Origin of the sequence: Sulfitobacter sediminivivens (assembly GCF_042611115.2) — a bacterium.
GTDB classification, from domain to species: Bacteria; Pseudomonadota; Alphaproteobacteria; order Rhodobacterales; family Rhodobacteraceae; genus Sulfitobacter; species Sulfitobacter sediminivivens.
In genome coordinates this window covers 1-21123 of record NZ_JBHGAR020000035.1, presented here as the reverse complement: position 1 = coordinate 21123, position 21123 = coordinate 1, and the positions used below count along the sequence as shown (strand labels likewise).

Below are 21123 nucleotides of genomic sequence, written 5' to 3'. Positions count from 1 at the left end.
ATCGGGATGGTGCTGAAACCAGGTTTGCCCGCAATTTGAACATTGCACGTCCCGTCCATCCGTCGGCATGACTTCGTACTGGGCATCGCAATTTGGACAGATGAGCCGCATTATTTATCCTGTTGCTCTTTAATGACCGAACTTAAGTGTTAACACCTAGCATATGTCTTAGAACAAAATAGGAAAAGTGCTATCTGGGCGTGAAGCTTTGTTCAGGTGTATTGAAACGTAAGCGGTGCTAAGGCACAACAGGTTGAGCGAACCGGGGTACTTTTGTGATCGAACTGGAAAATGTGGCGTATAGCTATGGCGGTGGTGAGTTGCTGTCAGATATTACGCTGAAACTTGCGCCGGGCTCTTTTCATTTCCTGACCGGGCCTTCGGGTGCAGGCAAGACGACGCTGATGAAGCTCTGTTATGGTGCGTTGCTGCCAACCTCAGGCCATGTCCGGTTGTTTGGTGCAGATGTGCGCGGGCTTGATCGGGACGATATCGCGATGGTGCGTCGCCGGGTTGGTGTTGTTCATCAAGACGTTAAGTTCCTCGATCATCTGGACGTGTCAGACAACGTATCGCTGCCGCTGACGGTGTCTGGCCGTCACGCCGAGGCGGGGGGCGAGGATTTGCAGGAACTGATGTCGTGGGTTGGCCTGACCAACCGTGCCGAAGCATTGCCACCCGAATTGTCGGGCGGTGAACGGCAACGCGCGGCATTGGCGCGCGCCGTCATAATGTCGCCTGATGTGGTTTTGGCGGATGAACCCACCGGGAACATCGACTGGGAAATGTCAGAGCGTTTGCTGAGGCTGCTGATCGAATTGAATAAAATGGGCAAGACCGTATTGATCGCGACCCATGATTTAAGCCTGATCCGCGCCACCAAGACGCATGTGCAGGCCCGTGTTTTGCGCATTGCAAACCGCCGTATTCAATTGGCGGGGGCAGATCTGTGAAGTTTAAGTTGTCCTTTTTGCGGGCAGTGTTGGTGGGAGACCGACATGCGGACCGCGTTGTGCCGCCCTCGGGATTTACGGCACAATTGACCCTTTTTGCCGCCGCCGCGATGGCCTTTTTGGCGGTGTTTGCGCTGGCGCTGTCGCTGGCTGCCGGCCGTCTGGCGCAGCGCTGGGGCGATGAGTTGGCACGGTCAGCAACAATCCGAATTGTGGCACCGCTGGATCAACGCGCGGCCCAGACCGAAGCTGCTTTGCGCATCCTGGAGACGACCAAAGGAGTTGCCACGGCGCGCGCGCTGACCGACGCGGAACAACAGGCATTACTGGCCCCTTGGTTCGGTCCCGAGTTGGCGCTTGATACCTTGCCGGTGCCGCGTCTGATTGAAGTGATTGAGAACAGCGAAGGTCTGGATGCCACCGGTCTGCGGTTGCGTCTGTCTGCCGAAGTTCCGGGGGCGATTTTGGATGACCATGCCCGCTGGCGCGCGCCTTTGATCAAAGCGGCAACCCGATTGCGTACCTTTGGTTGGCTGTCGATCCTGCTGATCGGGGCCGCTGTGGCTTCGATGATTACCCTTGCTGCGCATGCCGCCCTCGCCGCAAATGCCCAAGTCATTGCTGTTTTGCGGTTGGTGGGGGCCACGGATGACTACATTGCACAGGCGTTCATCCGGCGCTTTACCCTGCGCGCCCTGTTGGGCGCGGCGGCGGGTACAATTCTGGGGATGATTGCGGTGCTCCTGATGCCTTCCGCAGCTGAGGAAGCTGGCTTTCTGACCGGGCTGGGTTTGCAGGGATGGCATTGGCTGTTGCCGATGCTGATCCCGTTCCTGGCAGGGGCTGTGGCGTTTATCGCAACGGGCGCGGCGGCGCGCCGTACGTTGAAGGAGTTGGCATAATGCTGCAATGGGTGCGGTCAATCATCTATATCGTCCAGGCAACGGTGATGATGCCTGTGATTGGCTTGCTATATGCCCCTTGGGCGATGTTCTCGCTTAACGGCGCATATGCAGCCTGCAAAGCCTATTCCCGATGGTGCATTTGGACGGCGCGCTGGCTTATCGGACTGCGCTGCGAAGTGCATGGGAATGTGCCGCAGGGCGAAGTGCTGGTGGCGGCAAAGCACCAGTCATTTCTTGATATCATGATGATTTTCAATGCGTTACCGCGCGCGAAATTCATCATGAAAAAGGAAATCCTTTTTACACCTATTATTGGTCAATACGCCAAGAGGATGAACATGGTGGCGGTGGACCGTGGCAAACGCGGCAAAGCCATCACCAAGATGCTGGAAGATGTGAAATCTGGCCGTATCGAGGCGGGACAGTTGGTGATCTATTCGCAAGGCACCCGTGTGGCACCTGGTGTGAGCGCGCCCTACAAGGCGGGCACCGCAGCACTTTACGAACAGATGGCACAACCCTGTGTCCCGGTGGCCACCAATGCCGGGTATTTCTGGCCCCGCCGTGGACTATATCGTCGTCCCGGTCTCGCCGTGGTTGAGTTTTTGGAACCCATTCGGACCGGCCTCACAAAAGAAGCATTCATGGCAGAACTGGAAACCAAGGTTGAAAGTGCGTCTGATACGCTGCTGCGCGACGCAGGATGGACACCAGCTGATGCGACACCTAGATGATTTAAGAGAACTTGAGGCGCTCTATGGCCAACCCGGGGCACCCGCCCTGCGCAAGGTGGCGGATCGACTGACACCGCTCTACCGCAAGTGGATCATGTCCTCAAAGCTCTGTGTGCTCAGCACAATAGGTCCGGGTGGCACCGATGGGAGCCCCCGTGGTGATGACGGCCCTGCGGTCATGGAACTTGACGCGCATCGGCTTGCGATGCCCGACTGGCGTGGCAACAACCGATTGGACAGCCTGCGCAATATCGTGGCGGATGGACGGTTGTCCTGCCTGTTTTTGGTACCGGGGTCAAACAATGTCGTGCGGGTCAACGGGCGCGGGTTTGTCACCGATGATGCGGACCTGCGCGCCCGTTTCGACAAGGGCGGTCGCCAACCCGCAACTGTGATTGTGATTGAAATTGCCGAAATTTATACTCAATGCGCCCGCGCCTTGATGCGCGCAGGGGCTTGGGCCGGCGTTGACGAAAGTACCAGCCTTCCCAGTGTCGGTGAAATACTGGCCGAAATGACCAGTGGCGAAGAGGACGGTGCACCTTATGATGACGCATGGGGCGCTCGGGCGGCCAAGACGATGTGGTAAACGCAGGCGATTTTCCGGGCTAAGCGCCCGCCCAAAAGCACCTACAATAAGGCGGGCACTTTGCCCACCTTGGCTTTCAGAAACTACATATGGATTGCGCCGTCTCCACAGGCCAACGCGGCCTCGCGCACCGCTTCGGAATAGGTCGGATGCGCATGGCAGGTCATCGCCAGATCCTGAGCAGATGCCCCAAATTCCATCGCGACACAGACCTCATGGATCAGATCACCGGCACCGGGGCCGATGATATGTGCGCCCAATATGCGGTCCGTTTCCTTGTCTGCCAGAATTTTGACAAACCCGTCACCCGCAAATACCGCCTTGGCCCGTGCGTTGCCCATAAAGCTGAATTTGCCGACCTTATAGGCGCGCCCGGCTTCTTTCAGCGTGGCTTCGGTTTCGCCGACATTCGCAACCTCGGGGTGGGTATAGATCACACCGGGGATCACGCCGTAATTCACGTGGCCATGCTTGCCCGCTATTACCTCTGCAGCAGCCATGCCCTCGTCTTCTGCCTTGTGTGCCAACATTGGCCCTTCGATCACGTCGCCAATCGCATAGATGCCTTTAACGGATGTTTCCCAATGGTCGTTCACGGCGATCTGACCGCGTTTGGTCATCTCCAATCCCAGCTTGTCGAGGCCCAGGCCATCTGTGAATGGTTTGCGTCCGGTTGAGACCAGCACAACATCCGCATCAATCGTATGTTCGCTGTCATCTTTGCGCAGTTTATAAGTGACTTTGGCCTTGGTTTTGGTGGCTGTGGTCCCCTGAACGGCGGCCCCCATGATGAACGTAAAGCCTTGTTTTTTCAGCGTTCTCTGGAAGGTCTTTTGCACCTCTGGGTCCATGCCGGGTGCGATGGCGTCAAGAAATTCCACCACGGTCACTTCGGACCCGAGCCTCGCGTAAACGCTGCCCAGTTCCAGCCCGATCACACCTGCGCCGATCACCACGAGCTTTTTGGGGACCTTGCCCAATTCCAGCGCCCCGGTTGAAGTGACAACAACCTTTTCGTCGACGTCAACACCGGGCAGCGAGGCAGGCTCAGAGCCGGTGGCGATGATGATACTCTTGGCCTCGTGAACCTCATCACCAACCTTGACCTTGCCCGCTTCTGGTACTGTGGCCCAACCCTTGATCCAGTCTATCTTGTTCTTTTTGAACAGAAATTCGATGCCTTTGGTGTTGGTGTCGATGGTGGATTGTTTGTAGGCCAACATTTGCTTCCAATCAACCGACGGGCTTTTGCCCTTGAGCCCCATCTCGGCAAAATTATGTTCGGCTTCATGCAGCATATGGGACGCATGCAACAGCGCCTTGGACGGGATACAGCCCACATTCAAACAGGTGCCGCCAAGGGTGTCACGTCCTTCGACGCACGCCGTTTTCAGGCCCAGTTGCGCGCAGCGGATTGCGGCAACATAGCCGCCGGGGCCGGAACCGATGATGATGACGTCATAGCTGGACATGGCTGTCTCCTTTGGGTGTTTCGACGTCGGTATTACGTCGGTATTCTGTCGGTGTGTTTGCGTCAGCGTAGGGGGGGCAGCACCTCGGTGCAAGCGGGGGGATTATTTGAGTATTTAAGGCGAAAAGAAATTCAGATCAGGGCGGCGAGCAGCATCAGCAGAGTTGCCAGAAACCCGATCGACCAGATCAGAGATCGGTACGGGCGCAGGCCCATCGCATAGGCCGGCACATAAGCAACACGCGCGATCAGATAGGTCCATGCGCAGATTGCAGTGAAGGTGCTGTTCTGGCCGGACATCTGGATCACACCCACGGCGATGGTAAAGAGGATCAACCCTTCGAAATGATTTTCAAAGGCGCGGCCCAGACGTGCAGTGCGGTCGGACATCGGGCGTGAGGGCGCACGATCGCGGGCCGACATGGTGTAGCCGGGGCCGACCTCGCGGTTGGCCGGAATGGCATAAGCCAAGAACTGCACTACTTGCAAAAGCGCGGCGAGGGTGAGGGCTGTGAGTTCGGGGGTCATGCGGGGTCGATGAAGTAAGCAGACGCATGCGTGACAGTGTTGCCATCATCGCCGTGCAGCGCATTTGAGCGGTCGATCCAGCCCTGTGCCTTGTCGCGGTTGTTGACGTTCAGCAAAAAGAACGCATGCGTGGTGCTGTCGACGTGTTTCCAGACTTGCAGCACAGTGAGGCCCGCACTGCGGCGCGCCTCATCATCCGCGTCGAACGCGGTTTTCCAAGCGTCGAAGTCGGTGACTTCGTGGTGGCAGATCATTTGCATGTTGCTGTGCCTTTAAAGAGCCAAGACATAGAGAACCGCCGTGGCGGCAAAGCCGGCGAGCCATGCCAGCGTGCGGATTGCAGGGATGCCAAGGGCATAGACGGGCAGATAGATGATCCGGGCGATCAGGAAGACATTTGCAGCGAGCAGCGAGGCGTTGCTGGTGCGGTCGAGGGCCACGAGTACCAGAATCGCCGGGGCAAAGAGGGCCATTGCAACGACTGAATTATCAAGCGCGCGTTCAAGACGGGCGGTCATACCGGTGGTGGAGCGGCCTTCGTCCCGGCTGGACATCAAATAGCCCATGGACAGTTGACGTGTGGCCCCAAGGACCTGCAACAGAAGTGTGAGCAGAACGAGCAGGCCGTATACGGCAAGGATGGTTGTTTCGGTCATTTGACGTCTCCTTTGGCAGCGATGGCGGGCTGAAGTCTGCCCTTTTGGGGATGGTATGGTTTGCAATGCCTGATCTCAAGCATTTGGTGTCTCCGCCCGAAGTAATTCCTGCGAAGCGAGAGTGTGCAGTTGTCAACGGAGGCACCTTGGGGGTGAACCCGTCATAAAGTGTGTCGCTTGAGAGCTATTGAGGTGGCACCCGCCAAGAAACATCTCTTGCGGCGAGGATCACGGACACATGGTACCCGTCCCATTTGGGCCTAACCCATTAGCTCACGTCGAATAGACAATGAATTCCAGCAAGGAGCCGTCAGGGTCGCGAAAATAGAGGCTGGTGCCGCTGCCCTTGGCCCCAACCCTTTCGACCGGCCCAAGTTCGACCTCGACACCGCAGGCCTCAAGATGCTTTTGCGCGTCCCTGATAGTCCCGTGCCATTCGAAACACAGATCGCTGCCGCCCGGCATAACCGGAATCCGGGCACGGGGGGTGCCGATCTGCTTGGGGCCGTGCGTGTTCAACTGTACAGGTCCGAAACGGAACATCGCACCTTTGCCGTTAGGCACGATTTCGGCCTGCAAGACGTCACGGTAGAAGGTTGTGGAACGATCCCAATCGCCCACATGGATGACGCAATGGTCAAATGTGATCCGTGACATCAGATTTCCTTTCCGGACCAAATCTGGGTCGGTGAAACCCAGTTGATGGCGCTACAAATCCATCAGCAACCGACGCGGATCTTCGAGCATCTCTTTGACCCGTACTAGGAACGTGACCGCGCCTTTGCCGTCGATGATGCGGTGGTCATAGCTGAGCGAGATGTACATCATCGGACGCACGACAATCTCACCGCCGACGACCATCGCGCGGTCCTGAATTTTTGCCATGCCGAGAATGCCGGATTGCGGTGGGTTCAGGATTGGCGCGGTCATCAGTGAGCCGTAGACGCCGCCGTTGGAAATGGTGAACGTGCCGCCGGTCATGTCAGCCATCGACAGCTTGCCATCGCGGGCTTTCTTGCCCATCACGTTGATGCCTTTTTCGATCTCGGCAAAGGACATGGTGTCGACGTTTCGGATCACTGGCACAACCAGACCTGTGGGCGTGCCAGCGGCAACCCCCATGTGGACGTAGTTTTTGTAGATGATGTCGGTGCCGTCGATTTCCGCGTTGACCTCTGGGATCTCCTTGAGGGCGTGACAGCAGGCTTTGGTGAAGAAAGACATGAAGCCCATGCGCACGCCGTGTTTCTTTTCGAACTGCTCTTTATAGGCGTTGCGGATGCCCATCACCTCGGTCATGTCGACCTCGTTAAAGGTGGTCAGGATTGCGGCGGTGTTCTGGGCTTCTTTCAGACGGCGCGCCATGGTTTGCTTGAGGCGCGACATCTTGACCCGTTCTTCGCGGCTTGCATCATCAGCGGCTGAGGCAGCGCGCGGTGCCGCAGCGGCGGCAGGTGCAGGGGCAGGTGCGCTTGATCCGGCGGCAATCGCCTTGACCACGTCTTCTTTCATCACGCGGCCATCCCGGCCAGAGCCTGTCACCGCATCGCGGGACAAACCTGCTTCGGCCATGGCTTTTTTCGCTGATGGTGCGTCTTCGACGTCTTTGCCATCGCTGGATTGCGCGGCTGCCGGGACCGGGGCTGGTGTTTCGGCTTTGGCAGATGCGGCGGCCCCTTCACCCGAAGAGATCACCGCGAGTTTGGCGGACGCGTCAACAGTACTGCCTTCTTCGGCGATGATTTCGGTGAGCGTGCCCGCAGCAGGGGAGGGAACCTCGACGCTGACCTTGTCGGTTTCCAATTCGCACAGCATTTCGTCTTGGGCGACGGCATCGCCAACCTTTTTGAACCATGTGCTGACTGTTGCCTCTGTGACGCTTTCGCCCAAGGTTGGCACCATTACGTCAACGGATGCGACACCGCCGTCGCCCTTGGTGGCGGTCCGAGCTGCGCCGCTTTCCGCTTTGGGGTCTTTTGCGGCCTCCTTGCCTTTGGGGGCTTTGGCTGATCCGGAATCCCCTTCGGAGATATTGGCCAGCAAGGCATCCACCCCAACGGTTTCCCCTTCGGCAGCGACGATTTCAGACAATGTGCCAGCCACCGGGCTGGGGACCTCGACGGTCACCTTGTCGGTTTCCAGTTCGCACAACATTTCGTCGACCGCGACGGTATCGCCCGGTTTCTTGAACCATGTGGCCACTGTTGCTTCTGTCACGGATTCGCCCAGCGTTGGTACGCGTACTTCGCTTGTCATGGTTATTTTCCTTTAACTGTCAGCGCATCATCAACGAGGGCTGCTTGTTGTGCTTTGTGTTGTGAGGCCAGACCTGTTGCAGGTGATGCGGCTGTTGCGCGCCCTGCATAGGCGGGGCGGCCATGTTTGGCTTTGATCCGGCCCAGCACCCATTCGATGTTGGGTTCAATGAACGACCAAGCGCCCTGGTTTTTGGGTTCTTCCTGACACCAGACCATTTCGGCACTTTTGAAGCGTTCCAGTTCCTTGACCGCTGATTGCGCGGGAAAAGGATAGAATTGTTCGAAGCGCATGAGATAGACGTCATCAATGCCGCGCGCGTCGCGTTCCTCAAGCAGGTCGAAGTAGACCTTGCCGGAGCACATCACCACCCGCTTGATCTTGTTGTCCGCGACCAGCTTGGTGTCTGAATTGCCTTGCTGTGCGTCATCCCACAGGACCCGGTGAAACGATGAACCTGTGGTGAATTCTTCGGCCTTGCTGACGGCCAGCTTGTGGCGCAGCAGGGATTTGGGTGTCATCAGGATCAGCGGCTTGCGGTAGCTGCGGTGCAACTGGCGGCGCAGGATGTGGAAATAATTTGCGGGTGTGGTGCAATTGGCCACGATCCAGTTGTCGCCGCCACACATGGTCAGGAACCGTTCCAACCGCGCAGAAGAGTGTTCGGGGCCTTGCCCTTCGTAGCCGTGGGGCAGCAGGCACACGAGGCCCGACATGCGCAGCCATTTGCTTTCGCCTGAGCTGATGAACTGGTCAAACATGATCTGCGCACCGTTTGCGAAATCGCCAAACTGCGCCTCCCACAGGGTCAGCGCGTTGGGTTCGGCCAGCGAATAGCCATACTCAAATCCAAGCACCGCATATTCCGACAGCATCGAATCGATGACTTCGTATTCTGCCTGCCCCTCACGGATGTGGTTCAGCGGGTAATATCGTTGTTCGTTCTCCTGATTGATCAGTGCGGAGTGGCGCTGGCTGAACGTGCCACGGGCGCTGTCCTGTCCGGCAAGACGCACTTTGTACCCTTCGGTCAGCAGCGATCCGAACGCCAGTGCTTCGCCGGTGGCCCAGTCAAAACCAGTACCGTTTTCAAACATTTCGCGTTTCGTATCCAGCAGCCGACCGACGGTCTTGTGCAGCGGAAAACCATCGGGCGCAGTGGTCAGCGCCTTGCCGACTTCGGCCATGGTTTCCTTTTTGATCGCGGTCTTGCCGCGCTGGTACTTCTTGTCCTGCTTGTCCAGATGGGACCATTTGCCATCCAGCCAATCGGCCTTGTTCGGGCGGTAGTCTTTGCCCGCTTCAAATTCCTCGCTCAGATGTTCCTGAAACGCGGCTTTCATGTCCTCAATCTCGCCTTCGGGGATCAGCCCGTCCTTGACCAGACGTTCGGTGTAGAGCGTCAGTGTGGTTTTCTGCTGTTTGATCTTTTTGTACATCACCGGATTGGTAAACATCGGCTCGTCGCCTTCGTTGTGACCAAAGCGGCGGTAGCAAATCATGTCGATCACTACGTCCTTGTGGAACTTTTGACGGAATTCGGTGGCGACACGGGCGGCATGTACAACCGCTTCCGGGTCGTCGCCGTTAACGTGGAAAATCGGGGCCTCGACCACCAGCGCGTTGTCGGTGGGATAGGGCGATGACCGGCTGAAGTGTGGCGCGGTGGTGAAACCGATCTGGTTGTTGACCACAATATGCATGGTACCGCCGGTGCGGTGGCCGCGCAGACCAGAAAGCGCGAAACATTCCGCCACAACGCCCTGTCCGGCAAAGGCCGCATCGCCGTGCAGCAGGATCGGCATGACCGCACCACGATCCTTGTCTTTGAGTTGATCCTGTTTGGCGCGGACCTTGCCGATAACGACGGGGTTGACCGCCTCTAGATGGCTGGGGTTGGCGGTGAGGCTCAGGTGCACGGTATTGCCGTCAAATTCACGGTCCGAGGAGGCGCCAAGGTGGTATTTCACGTCGCCGGAGCCGTCCACGTCTTCGGGTTTGAAACTGCCGCCCTGAAATTCGTTGAAGATCGCGCGGTAGGGTTTTTGCATCACGTTGGCCAGCACCGACAAACGGCCCCGGTGCGGCATGCCGATCACGATGTCACGCACGCCCAATTGGCCACCACGTTTGATGATCTGCTCCATCGCAGGCACCAGGCTTTCGCCGCCATCAAGGCCAAAGCGTTTGGTGCCCATGTATTTAACGTGCAGGAATTTCTCGAACCCTTCGGCCTCAACCAGTTTCGACAGGATCGCCTTGCGCCCGTTTTTCGTAAACTCGATTTCCTTGCCCAGACCTTCGATCCGTTCCTTGAGCCAGCCTGCTTCTTCGGGGTTTGAGATGTGCATGTATTGCAGGGCAAAGGTGCCGCAATAGGTCCGTTTTACAATTTCCAGAATCTGGCGCATCGTTGCGACCTCAAGGCCCAGGACCTTGTCGATAAATATCGGGCGGTCCATGTCAGCGTCGGAAAAGCCGTAGGATTTGGGGTCAAGTTCCGGGTGCGGCGTGATCTGGCGCATGCCCAGCGGGTCAAGGTCGGCAACCAGATGGCCGCGAATACGGTAGGCGCGGATGATCATCAGAGCGCGGATGCTATCGAGCACTGCCTCTCTGACGGATGCGTCGGAGACTTCGACGCCTTTTTCGGCGGCTTTTGCCTTGATCTTGTCGCCTGCGGCTTTGGCCTCGGTTGGTTCGGGCCAGATGCCGGTCAGGGCACCCATGACCTCGCCATTTGGGGTGGGAGGCCAATCGGAGCGCGCCCAAGAGGGACCTGCAGCCTCGGCCTGTGCCACGCCGTCGTCGTCGCCCATTGCCTTGAAGAAGGCCTGCCATGCTTCGTCAACCGCGTTCGGGTCATTGGCATAACGGGCATACATATGTTCGAGGTATTCCGCGTTTTCGCCTTCCATGAAGGACGAAGCGTGGAACTGGTCGTTGGCTGGTTGGTTGGTCATTTTGGCACCTTTTCTAGACGCACGCGTGAGGGTCAGGCCGCAGGTGGCGGACCGTAGGCATTTGTTTCGGGTTGTGAGGGTCGGGTCAGCCACCAGATAAAGACTACAGCGATGACAATTCCAATGATCGAGAGCAGGCCGCCAAAAAGAGCGCCGCCAACCGATGGCATTTCCGTTGGCATTCCAGTTGCTTCGTCAAGTTCGTAACTGCCAAAGCCAAAGCTGCGCAGGGCAAGATTGTAGACAGACGGGATGACAAAGTACCAACCCGGCTTGCCGATATCCTGCATTCTTCGAAAGCCGACGGCAAGCAGCGGTAGAAACACAGCTAAAGCGTAGAGGATCGGGAGCAGCGGGACCAACATGACAACCATCGCGCCGATGATATAGGCCAGCATGAACCACCAGAATTCGGACCGCGATGCACGCCCCTGAAAGGTCATGTATTTTTTGGTCAGGCAGGTTCTTACCGACGTCTGAAAATCCATTATCTGATCCTCGTGCTAAGGGTTGTCTGGCCCCTTACCCCTTCTCAATCGCTTCCTTGACCGCCTCGCCCAGCGTCGCAGGGCTGTCGGCTACGACAATGCCTGCCGCGCGCATGGCTTCGATCTTGTCTTCGGCACCGCCTTTGCCACCTGCAACGATGGCACCCGCGTGGCCCATGCGGCGGCCGGGAGGGGCGGTGCGGCCCGCGATGAAACCAGCGGTGGGTTTCCAGCGGCCTGCTTTTTTCTCGTCCGCGAGGAACTGTGCGGCGTCTTCTTCTGCCGAACCACCAATTTCGCCAATCATGATGATTGATTTGGTCTCAGGATCGGCGAGGAACATTTCCAAAACGTCGATATGTTCGGTGCCTTTGATCGGATCGCCGCCGATGCCGACAGCCGATGATTGGCCATAGCCGAGGTCGGTGGTCTGTTTAACCGCCTCATAGGTCAGCGTGCCGGAGCGCGATACAACACCGCAGGACCCGCGTTTGTGGATGTGGCCGGGCATGATGCCGATTTTGCATGCATCGGGTGTGATTACGCCGGGGCAGTTGGGTCCGATCAGGCGCGACTTGGAGCCTTGCAGCGCGCGCTGAACGCGCATCATGTCCAGAACCGGGATGCCTTCGGTGATGCAGACAATCAACTCCATCTCTGCATCGATCGCCTCAAGGATGGAATCGGCAGCAAAAGGCGGTGGCACATAGATCACCGAAGCGTTGGCCTGCGTCATATGTTTCGCCTCGTGAACCGAGTTGAACACCGGCAGATCAAGATGTGTCTGGCCGCCTTTGCCGGGGGTCACGCCGCCCACCATTTTGGTGCCATAGGCAATCGCCTGTTCGGTATGGAACGTGCCCTGAGACCCGGTAAGGCCCTGACAGATGACTTTGGTATTTTCGTCTACGAGTACGGCCATGATTATTTCCTTCGCGTGGTATTTGATGCCGCGAGGTGCGGCGTAATGGTGGACAGCGCAGCAGCGCCGCGTTGATTGGATATCGGGATGGGTATGGGGCGGACGATCCTGAGGACGGGATTTGACGGCATCATCTGCATTATCCTTCGACTTTCGGCAGGCCCAGACCGTCATAAAGACGGTCCACTGCCATGAATGTGCGAAGGGTATCATCGGTTTTGCGGGTGCCAACATGCACAACGGCCACACGCCCTCGCAGGAGTTCGCGGCCCTCAATCAGGACTGTGCCAGCGGTTGGCTGGTGGGTTTCAGGCAAGGGGATTTTGGTTCCAAAGACCGGCGGAGTTGCCATTTGCACGCGCATCGCCTTAATCGCGGGGGCGGTGTGGTCGCCCTCAAATGCCACTTCGCAGCGCCGTTCGATACCCGGTGGTGCATCCGCCGGGCGCGGCTCAAGGCTGTCATCCCAGAAGGTGAGGGTGAACGCGGGGGGCACGCCGTTGGTCAACCCCATATTTTCTCGCGCCTGCACCTCTGTCTGGCCTGCCTTGAAGCACCAGGTGTTGAAGGCAGAGATCGCGGAGTCAGAAGCAACAGCAGAACTGGCAAACATCATCCCGGCGACCGTGCAGGCCAAGGCCCGTTTCAGGGCGCTGCGCATAGGGCGGGTGCACGCACCCACCCTACGGTCAGCCCGCCTGCGAAACGAAACAAGGCGCGGTGTGAATGGCACTAGGACTACCCCTTAACCGCCTTCACAATCTTCTCAGCACCATCCTTGAGGTCATCGGCCGCGATCACATCAAGACCACTTTCATTAATGATCTTTTTGCCCTCGGCGACCTTGGTGCCTTCCAGACGCACAACCAATGGCACTTTCAGGCCGACCTCTTTCACAGCAGCCACAACGCCCTCGGCGATCACATCGCAGCGCATGATGCCGCCAAAGATGTTGACCAGAATACCTTTGACCTGCGGGTCAGAGGTGATGATCTTGAACGCTTCGGTGACTTTTTCTTTGGTTGCGCCGCCGCCGACATCAAGGAAGTTGGCAGGCTCGGCCCCATAAAGCTTGATGATGTCCATCGTCGCCATCGCGAGGCCCGCGCCGTTGACCATACACCCAATCTCACCGTCCAGAGCGATGTAGTTCAGGTCGTATTTGGACGCCTCAAGTTCTTTGGGGTCCTCTTCGGTCACATCGCGCAATTCAGCGATATCGTTGTGGCGGTACATGGCGTTGCCATCAAAGCTAACCTTGGCATCGAGCACCTTGAGGTCCCCGGTGTCGGTGACGATCAGCGGGTTGATCTCAAGCATTTCCATGTCTTTGTCGATGAATGCCTTGAACAAGATACCCATCAAAGACACGCATTGCTTGACTGCCTTGCCTTCTAGGCCCAGCGCAAACGCAACGCGACGGCCATGGAACGGCTGATATCCGGTCGCAGGATCAACCGAGAAATTGATGATTTTTTCCGGTGTGCTGGCCGCGACCTCTTCGATGTCCATGCCGCCTTCGGTAGAACAGACAAAGCCGACACGAGACGACTGGCGGTCCACGAGTAGTGCCAGATAGAGTTCGGTTTCAATGCCGGCACCGTCTTCGATATAGACGCGGTTGACTTGTTTGCCTGCAGGACCGGTCTGGTGCGTGACCAATGTGCGGCCCAGCATCTTCTTGGCTTCCTGGGCGGCTTCTTCCACTGATTTGGTCAGGCGCACCCCGCCTTTGTCCCCTGCGTCAGCTTCTTTGAATTTGCCTTTACCGCGGCCACCTGCGTGGATTTGCGCTTTGACAACCCAAAGGGGGCCGTCCAATTCACCGGCTGCTGATTTCGCTTCTTCGGCGCGCATCACGACGCGGCCATCAGAGACAGGGGCACCAAAGCTGCGCAGAAGGGCTTTCGCCTGATATTCGTGGATGTTCATAAAAAAACTGTCCCGTTTTTGTTCAAGTCACCTCGCAGTATGCGAGTGAGTCTTATCGCTCGGTAAACAGTTTTTCGCAGTATTGGGGGGATTGCCAGACAAAAGCGACATTTGTGATCACACCGGAAATGCTGTGATCACAAAAGTGCGGCGTGGATGGTTTGAATTGTGGAGAAAGGGGGCGAATCCCTGTTTTTGTCCAATTGTTCGTTCATTTTTTGTGCGGGATATTTGGCTTGTGTTTGGGTCTGGGGTAGGCGCGAAAGATATGTCGCGACCGGTTCGGAGGTCTGAAAAGAGCCCAAACCTACGTCTTCAACGGAAGGACGTTCTGGCGATACTCTAGGCGTTTCGGTCGCCATATTGGAAAGAATAGAAGGCCAGTCGTTGTGTCATCAGCCCAACCGTCAGGTTCTTCCGACTGGACTGTCCATTTGTGTTCAATGTTTCCCCTTAGAGTGACTTTCAGTCGACACTTGGGAGATAGACCAAATGCGAAGCAGTCTTGCGCAGTTGCCAGATCGTCAAAATCTTCATGCCATCCATCAAAACTAATCTGAAATCTACCATCGGTCTCATATATCGAAACTGCAAAGCTATCTTCATTATCGCATGTGACGGTGAGACTATCGTCATCCCATTCGACCTTGTGACCTGAATATTTCTCCAACCGTTCCAGAAAATAGTCGCGCCAATGTGCCAATCTACAACCTCCATTTAACCTTACTGCTGGCTCGTATCATTCGTTCCTGACGCACAACTTAGTCAAGGTAATGTGAAAATTCCGAACGTCGCTTTGTCCGCACAGCAGACCTTCGACGTGAGCCGCGTGAGGCCACACATTCCGACAGGCCTTCCCTCATGCATAGTGCTCATTTCCCTATCTGGACCGTGATGCCCTCAGTTGGGCATCCGATCGCTTGTCCCTGACCGTGCATGAAATCTGTGATCTTGCTTTTTAAAACTAAATCGGCATCAGCGCCCAATAGTCGAGATCCAGCAAGACATCTGGTAGGTATTTGCCATCATCGCCTTTCAGTTTGAACGGATCGCCGCCCTTGGTCGCGACCAAACGCAAGCGAATGGCACCCACACCCGGAGCGGCGGTTTCGGCTTTGTCCAGCACCTCGGACCATGCGCGGATGGTATCACCGGCCAGGCAAGGGTTGGCATGGGTACCGCCGTTCAGGCCCACGACCATCTGTGCGTTGGCCAGACCGTTGAACGACAGCGCGCGGGCCATTGAAATGACATGACCGCCGTAAATCAGGCGGCGACCATCAGGGCGGGCGGCGGTGTCGAAATGGACCTTGGCGGTGTTCTGCCACAGGCGCGTGGCCATCATGTGTTCGGCCTCTTCGACCGTCACACCATCGACGTGGTCGATCTTTTCGCCAACTGGGTAGTCGCCCCAGCGGTGCGGTTCACCGGCGAGGGTGAAATCGTAGCTGCTGAAATCGAGGCCCTTGGGGATGCGCAATTGTCCGACGCTCAAGGCACCGGGCAGATTTGGCACAACCGGCTTGGGTGCAGGCGCATCGACATCGCGTTTACGCACCATCACCCAGCGGACATATTCCAGCACCGCCTCATCATGTTGGTTAAGCCCGGTGGTGCGCACATAGACCACGCCGGTTTTGCCGCTGGAGTTTTCCTTGACACCGATCACTTCCGACTGGCTGCGTAATGTGTCGCCGGGCCAGATTGGCAACAGCCACCGCCCCTGAGCATACCCCAGATTTGCCACCGCGTTCAGCGATACATCCGGCACAGTTTTGCCAAACACCACATGAAACGCGATCATATCGTCAAGCGGGCTGAAGGGCAGGCCACATGTTTGGGCAAACTGATCCGAGGAATAGAGCGCGTGCCGTGCCGGATAAAGCATGTGATAGAGTGCGCGTTCGCCCATTTTGACAGTGCGCGGCACCGCGTGGTGAATTACTTCGCCAACTTTATAGTCTTCGAAAAAGCGCCCGGAATTGGTCTTGGCCATGTCAGTGGGCCCCCAGTTTGGTGTCGGGGGTATAGGTGCCTTCGACCTCTTTCACCACCGATTGCCCACAGCGCATGACCCCGGCGGCATGATCCCAGGTCTGAGTGGGCGAGCCATACAGATCCCAGCCTTTGTTGAGTGCGTCAGTGACCTTGTGGCAAAATGCGGATGTGTCCTCTTCGGACAGAAAACGATAGAGTTTCATGGCAGCTCCGGATGTTCAGACGGGAAAGGGCGATACACCCAGCCACGCGTGGATGGCGATAATCACGACCGTAATAACCGCAGTGATAACAGCCAGACGGATATAGGTCGCGCGGCCCGCGGGGGCGGGGGCGACCCAATGCGGCTCTGCCCGGTTGATCAGAATGACCGACCCAACGGCCCAGGCCAACATTGTGCCAAAGAGCAGGATCGACGCAAGATCCCCATTGACCAGCAAATGCGAGAACGCCCAGATTTTCACGGCCAACAGCTGTGGGTGCCGGGTTTTGTAGGCCGGCCAAGCCTTGGCCCCTTTGGCGGCGGACGAGCCATAGATCCAGAGCGCCAGGATCATCAGTGTGTTGTTGATGTGGGTGAAGAAGGCTGGCGGTGACCAGACGTGGATGAAAGGTGCCCAGCGATAGCCAAAGATGATCAGCAAAAGAGCCGCAATCACGCTGAGCGCCACCAGACCTTTGCCGGTATCGCCCAATTTCATTCGCTGACGCGGCACCAGCCGTTTGAAATAATGTGCGCCGACCCAAAGGGCCAAACCGATAATCAACAGTGCCATGGTTCTACTCCGCGTTCAGGGCTGCAATTGCGTCCAGTTTTGCCAGTGTTTCACGGGCAGTTGCAACATGCAGGTTTTCGACGATGCGGCCATCGACGACCGCGACGCCCTGGCCCTCGGCCTCAGCGGTCTCGAAAGCGGCAATCTGACGGCGGGCGAGGTCGGCCTCTGCATCGGACGGGGAAAACGCGGTGTTGGCAATGTCGAGTTGCGCCGGGTGGATCAGGGTTTTGCCGTCAAACCCCATATCACGGCCCTGATCGCATTCTGCACGCAACCCGTCTTCGTCCTTGAACGCGTTATAGACGCCATCAATGATGGCGCATCCGTGCGCCTTGGCCGCAAGCAGGCACAGGCCAAGTGATGTGGCCAGCGGCAAACGGTCGGCGCGGAACCGGGTTTGCAGGTCCTTGGCCAGATCATTGGTGCCCATGACCATCGCCTGCAATTGCCGATGCGCAGCAATCGCCGGGGCATTCAGCATCGCGCCGGGCGTTTCCATCATCGCCCATAGCGGGATGTCACCGACCAGTTCTGCCAAGGCTTCGAGGTCGGCTGGGTTGCCAACCTTGGGCAGCAAGATGGCGTCCGGTTTCATATCTGCGGCGGCGTGGGCATCATCGACGCCCCATGCCGTGTCAAGCGCATTGATGCGGATCACTTTCAGCCGCGCGCCGTAGCCGCCCGTGGCCAGTGCTTGGGCCAGCATATCGCGGGCTGCGATCTTTTCATCCGGGCTGACCGCGTCCTCAAGATCAAAGAGGATCGCATCGCAGGGCAATGTGCGGGCCTTGTCCAACGCCCGCGATTTCGAGCCGGGAATATACAGAGCTGAGCGTAAGGGACGGGTGAATTTTGGCATCGGGCGGCTCCGTGTGAGGCAAGGGTAAGATTGTTGCGCGCAAAGGGACATTTTTGGCTGAAAAATTCAAGCGCAATCGTGCCGCAGCGCAGCAAATATCAAATGCAAGGGGCATTCGGACTCTGCGTTAACCATTATTTTAGCTCTGAGCCTCAGTTTCCTCCTTGTCGCATCCCAGGTGAAAGGCCGTTCTGCCAAGCACCCGGAACCGAATGATAAGGGTCAGATGCTAACAGTAGGATCAACCGGGGCTGCCCGGGCCGCGCCGGTAAAATGCCGGGTTGGCCGAATTGTAATGGGCTGCGCCTTTGGAATGAAGGCAAAGTGCTATGAATAGGACGGTAAAGATACTCCATTTGGCAGCTTTGACGGCTGCTGCAGCGCTGTTTTTGGCAACGACCACAGATGTGGCTGCCCAAACCAGCCGAAACTGCGGACCAAGAGAGGCCGTCGTTACCCGATTGACCGAAGGATACGGCGAGACGCGCCAGTCCATGGGCATCGGTGCCAACAACGCGATTGTTGAGGTGTTTGCGTCAGATCAAACCGGCAGCTGGACAATCACGGTGACTGCGCCGGGCGGATTGACCTGTCTCGTGGCCTCGGGCCAGGCGTTTGAGGAATTGGCAGAGGCGTTGCCTGTCAACGAGAGCGACGCTTAGGCGTGAAGGCACCCAGTCATTCGTGCACCTGATGCGAGGTCTTTGGTGCTGATAGATTTGGACCCATTGCAGCAACCCGTCAGGTCAGGCCGTCCCAAATCAGCTTGGTCCCGGTGACAAACAAAAGCACATAAGTCAGCGCAAAAAAGAGGCGTTCGGGCACAAGATGGTGCGCCCGTACGCCGATCCAGGTGCCCAGGATTGCAAATGGCGCGAGGACCAGATTGGCAAGGAAGGTCTGGGCGGAAAACATGCCCAACGCGGCATAGGGAAAAAACTTTACGATATTAAGTACCCAAAACAACAGCACCGTTGTTGCCTGATACTGGGTTTTGGTCAGGCCGCGTGACAGCAAGAACACGGCCGCCGGCGGCCCACCCGCGTGACTGACAAAGGTCGTGAACCCGGCGACGGACCCAATCAGCACCCCGGCCCAATCGGGCAGCCGCGTGCGGGCCAAACGGATCAGCCCGGACGCAAGAGCCAGGTGCCATAGGACAAACCCGACCGACACCCCTCCGATGAGCAGGCGAAACAAATCTGGTGAAGCCACTTGATATAGAGCGGCCCCCACTGCAATGCCCGGTAGGCCGCCGATCAACAGCAATTTGACGTCAATACCGCTCCATTTGCGCCAATAGGGCCGCAGGGCGCTCGCGTCGATCAGCATCAAGAGCGGCAGCATCACACCCAGCGCCAGCCCCGGTTCAATGACCAACGCAAGGATCGACGCTGCGGCGAAAGCGGCACCTGAACCAAATCCGCCTTTTGAGATACCGGCAAAGAGTACCGCCGGTCCCGCCACGCAAAAGAACCAAAAATCGAGGGTCAGAGTGTCATAGTTTATAACTGAACCTCATTTTTCAAAAATTTCAGGAACCGCAGGCCAAGGCCGCTGTTCACTTCCCAGTTGAGTGATCAACGCTCACGACACATCAGGAGTATCTATTATGAAACGTTTTCTAAGCACAACTGCCGTCCTTTTGACATTGTCTGGCGGGGCCTATGCCGACGCCCATGCAACGGGTTTCGGCGACGTCACGGTGCAAGAGGGTGACTTCTTTGCGTCTGACCTGATCGGAATGCGGATCTACAATTCCGAGACCGAAGTAGACGCCGATGCGATGGTCGCAGATGGGGCCGAAACCGAATGGGACGACATTGGCGAAATCAATGACGTGATCATCAGCCCGGATGGCCAGGTAACGGCTGTCATTCTGGGTGTTGGTGGTTTCCTTGGCATTGGTGAACGTGATGTTTCTGTGTCCATGGACGCAATCAAGGTTGTCAGAGAACAAGGCGACAGCAATGACCGTTTTCTGGTGGTGACAACATCCAAAGAGATGCTGGAAAAAGCCCCTGAATTCGACCGTGACCTGGGCGGCGAGATGGAGCAGGCGGCCGAAAACGCAGAAGCCAAAACGGAAGAGATGGCCGAAAACGCTGAAGCTGGGGCCGAAGAAGCGGTTGTAGCAGCCGATACAGCGATGGAGCGTGAAATGCTGGCACGCCCAACCTTCCAACGCGATGGCTATCAGGACGTTGAGTGGACAGAAATGACCGCTGACGATCTGGAAGGTGCACGCATTTATGGCGTGAACGACGAGGATGTTGGCGAGATTGAGACGCTGATCGTGGACGACAGCGGCAAGATCACTGACGTGCTTGCAGATATCGGCGGGTTCCTTGGCATGGGTGAACACACCGTTAAGCTGTCGTTTGAAGAGCTTCAGCTTATTCGCAACGAAGACGGTAGCGATCTGCGCGTCTATGTGGACAGCACTGAAGAGAAGTTGGAATCATTGCCAGAGTATGAAGGCTAAGGTTCCCAGCTTCTAAACAGGACTAAGATTGAGCCGCCCCGCAAAGGGCGGCTTTTTCGTCAGATGCGTCTGTTTTTGCTGCTGCGGCACTGCGCAACTTGCAGGGGCTCGCGCATTTCGCTATCCCGCCCCTAACGCAACCTTGTTGGAGAAACGAACATGGCCAGACCCAAAATCGCGCTTATCGGCGCTGGGCAAATCGGTGGCACCCTTGCCCATCTTGCAGCAATCAAAGAACTGGGCGACGTCGTTTTATTCGACATCGCAGAGGGCGTCCCGCAGGGCAAGGCACTGGATATCGCAGAATCAGGGCCGTCCGCGAAATTTGACGCGGCCATGTCGGGCGCGAACGATTATGCCGACATCGCAGGTGCGGACGTGTGCATCGTGACCGCCGGTGTTGCCCGCAAGCCGGGGATGAGCCGTGATGATTTGCTGGGCATCAACCTCAAAGTGATGAAATCGGTCGGCGAAGGCATTGCCAAACATGCGCCAAACGCCTTCGTCATCTGCATCACCAACCCGCTTGATGCGATGGTTTGGGCACTCCGTGAATTTTCGGGCCTGCCTCATGAAAAAGTCTGCGGCATGGCCGGTGTGCTTGA

Annotated in this window: 24 protein-coding genes; 7 read left to right on the top strand and 17 right to left on the bottom strand. The window is 57.2% G+C overall.

The window, feature by feature from the left end; genetic code table 11:
- The coding region (locus ACEWL3_RS19635; protein WP_435001502.1) for a zinc-ribbon domain-containing protein at positions 1–111 on the bottom strand (111 nt) is incomplete at its 3' end.
- A 164-nt stretch (positions 112–275) separates the two neighbouring features.
- Between ACEWL3_RS19635 and ACEWL3_RS19630 the strand changes: the two genes are divergently transcribed.
- The 4 genes from ACEWL3_RS19630 to ACEWL3_RS19615 are packed head-to-tail and all read left to right on the top strand — an operon-like array spanning position 276 to position 3181.
- Positions 276–953, top strand: a complete 678-nt coding sequence (locus tag ACEWL3_RS19630; protein ID WP_386180595.1) for a cell division ATP-binding protein FtsE — start codon at positions 276–278, stop codon at positions 951–953.
- Positions 950–1855, top strand: coding sequence for a cell division protein FtsX (locus ACEWL3_RS19625; RefSeq protein ID WP_386180598.1), 906 nt, complete (start codon positions 950–952; stop codon positions 1853–1855). The genes ACEWL3_RS19630 and ACEWL3_RS19625 overlap by 4 nt, the downstream gene beginning before the upstream one ends.
- Entirely contained in the window at positions 1855–2592 is a 738-nt protein-coding gene (locus ACEWL3_RS19620; protein WP_386180600.1) for a lysophospholipid acyltransferase family protein, read from the top strand. The genes ACEWL3_RS19625 and ACEWL3_RS19620 overlap by 1 nt, the downstream gene beginning before the upstream one ends.
- Positions 2576–3181, top strand: a complete 606-nt coding sequence (locus ACEWL3_RS19615; RefSeq protein WP_386180603.1) for a pyridoxamine 5'-phosphate oxidase family protein — start codon at positions 2576–2578, stop codon at positions 3179–3181. Before ACEWL3_RS19620 ends, ACEWL3_RS19615 begins: the two co-directional genes overlap by 17 nt.
- 83 nt (positions 3182–3264) lie before the next feature.
- On the opposite strand, the gene lpdA is transcribed toward ACEWL3_RS19615, so the two are convergent.
- The 15 genes from lpdA to ACEWL3_RS19540 form a co-directional block, all read right to left on the bottom strand.
- Complete coding sequence (lpdA, locus tag ACEWL3_RS19610; RefSeq protein ID WP_386180606.1) at positions 3265–4653, bottom strand: dihydrolipoyl dehydrogenase; 1389 nt, start codon at positions 4651–4653, stop codon at positions 3265–3267.
- Between the two features lie 131 nt (positions 4654–4784).
- Positions 4785–5180 (bottom strand): MAPEG family protein, encoded by a 396-nt coding sequence (locus ACEWL3_RS19605; RefSeq protein WP_386180609.1) that lies wholly within the window; start codon positions 5178–5180, stop codon positions 4785–4787.
- Positions 5177–5440, bottom strand: a complete 264-nt coding sequence (locus ACEWL3_RS19600; RefSeq protein ID WP_386180612.1) for a hypothetical protein — start codon at positions 5438–5440, stop codon at positions 5177–5179. Before ACEWL3_RS19600 ends, ACEWL3_RS19605 begins: the two co-directional genes overlap by 4 nt.
- Positions 5441–5452: 12 nt before the next feature.
- Positions 5453–5836, bottom strand: coding sequence for an MAPEG family protein (locus ACEWL3_RS19595; RefSeq protein ID WP_386180615.1), 384 nt, complete (start codon positions 5834–5836; stop codon positions 5453–5455).
- A 273-nt stretch (positions 5837–6109) separates the two neighbouring features.
- The gene (locus ACEWL3_RS19590) at positions 6110–6493 is read right to left on the bottom strand and encodes a VOC family protein (RefSeq protein WP_386180618.1); all 384 of its coding nucleotides are present in this window, start codon (positions 6491–6493) and stop codon (positions 6110–6112) included.
- Between the two features lie 51 nt (positions 6494–6544).
- Positions 6545–8092 carry a 2-oxoglutarate dehydrogenase complex dihydrolipoyllysine-residue succinyltransferase gene (gene odhB, locus ACEWL3_RS19585; protein ID WP_386180621.1) on the bottom strand — a complete coding sequence of 516 codons (1548 nt, stop codon included), beginning with the start codon at positions 8090–8092 and terminating at the stop codon, positions 6545–6547.
- A 2-nt stretch (positions 8093–8094) separates the two neighbouring features.
- Positions 8095–11055 (bottom strand): 2-oxoglutarate dehydrogenase E1 component, encoded by a 2961-nt coding sequence (locus ACEWL3_RS19580; RefSeq protein ID WP_386180624.1) that lies wholly within the window; start codon positions 11053–11055, stop codon positions 8095–8097.
- A 32-nt stretch (positions 11056–11087) separates the two neighbouring features.
- Positions 11088–11543: a DUF805 domain-containing protein gene (locus tag ACEWL3_RS19575; protein ID WP_114877702.1), complete on the bottom strand. Its 456-nt coding sequence runs from the start codon at positions 11541–11543 to the stop codon at positions 11088–11090.
- Positions 11544–11577: 34 nt separating this feature from the next.
- Positions 11578–12465, bottom strand: coding sequence for a succinate--CoA ligase subunit alpha (gene sucD, locus ACEWL3_RS19570; RefSeq protein WP_386180627.1), 888 nt, complete (start codon positions 12463–12465; stop codon positions 11578–11580).
- Between the two features lie 139 nt (positions 12466–12604).
- Positions 12605–13126 (bottom strand): hypothetical protein, encoded by a 522-nt coding sequence (locus ACEWL3_RS19565; RefSeq protein WP_386180630.1) that lies wholly within the window; start codon positions 13124–13126, stop codon positions 12605–12607.
- A gap of 77 nt (positions 13127–13203) precedes the next feature.
- Positions 13204–14397: an ADP-forming succinate--CoA ligase subunit beta gene (sucC, locus tag ACEWL3_RS19560; RefSeq protein ID WP_386180633.1), complete on the bottom strand. Its 1194-nt coding sequence runs from the start codon at positions 14395–14397 to the stop codon at positions 13204–13206.
- 964 nt (positions 14398–15361) lie between these two features.
- The gene (locus ACEWL3_RS19555) at positions 15362–16393 is read right to left on the bottom strand and encodes a MaoC family dehydratase (protein ID WP_386180635.1); all 1032 of its coding nucleotides are present in this window, start codon (positions 16391–16393) and stop codon (positions 15362–15364) included.
- A gap of 1 nt (position 16394) precedes the next feature.
- Positions 16395–16598 (bottom strand): DUF1737 domain-containing protein, encoded by a 204-nt coding sequence (locus tag ACEWL3_RS19550; protein ID WP_386180638.1) that lies wholly within the window; start codon positions 16596–16598, stop codon positions 16395–16397.
- Positions 16599–16613: 15 nt separating this feature from the next.
- Positions 16614–17171 carry an NnrU family protein gene (locus ACEWL3_RS19545; protein ID WP_386180640.1) on the bottom strand — a complete coding sequence of 186 codons (558 nt, stop codon included), beginning with the start codon at positions 17169–17171 and terminating at the stop codon, positions 16614–16616.
- 4 nt (positions 17172–17175) lie between these two features.
- Positions 17176–18033, bottom strand: a complete 858-nt coding sequence (locus ACEWL3_RS19540; protein WP_386180643.1) for an HpcH/HpaI aldolase/citrate lyase family protein — start codon at positions 18031–18033, stop codon at positions 17176–17178.
- A 329-nt stretch (positions 18034–18362) separates the two neighbouring features.
- Between ACEWL3_RS19540 and ACEWL3_RS19535 the strand changes: the two genes are divergently transcribed.
- A complete protein-coding gene (locus tag ACEWL3_RS19535) occupies positions 18363–18695 on the top strand; it encodes a hypothetical protein (protein WP_386180646.1) in 333 nt (110 codons plus the stop codon).
- A 79-nt stretch (positions 18696–18774) separates the two neighbouring features.
- Here ACEWL3_RS19535 and ACEWL3_RS19530 read toward each other — a convergent pair whose 3' ends face one another.
- Positions 18775–19527, bottom strand: a complete 753-nt coding sequence (locus tag ACEWL3_RS19530) for a sulfite exporter TauE/SafE family protein (protein ID WP_386181396.1) — start codon at positions 19525–19527, stop codon at positions 18775–18777.
- A 118-nt stretch (positions 19528–19645) separates the two neighbouring features.
- Between ACEWL3_RS19530 and ACEWL3_RS19525 the strand changes: the two genes are divergently transcribed.
- Positions 19646–20518 (top strand): PRC-barrel domain-containing protein, encoded by an 873-nt coding sequence (locus ACEWL3_RS19525; RefSeq protein ID WP_386180649.1) that lies wholly within the window; start codon positions 19646–19648, stop codon positions 20516–20518.
- A 159-nt stretch (positions 20519–20677) separates the two neighbouring features.
- The coding region (locus ACEWL3_RS19520; protein ID WP_435001486.1) for a lactate/malate family dehydrogenase at positions 20678–21123 on the top strand (446 nt) is incomplete at its 3' end.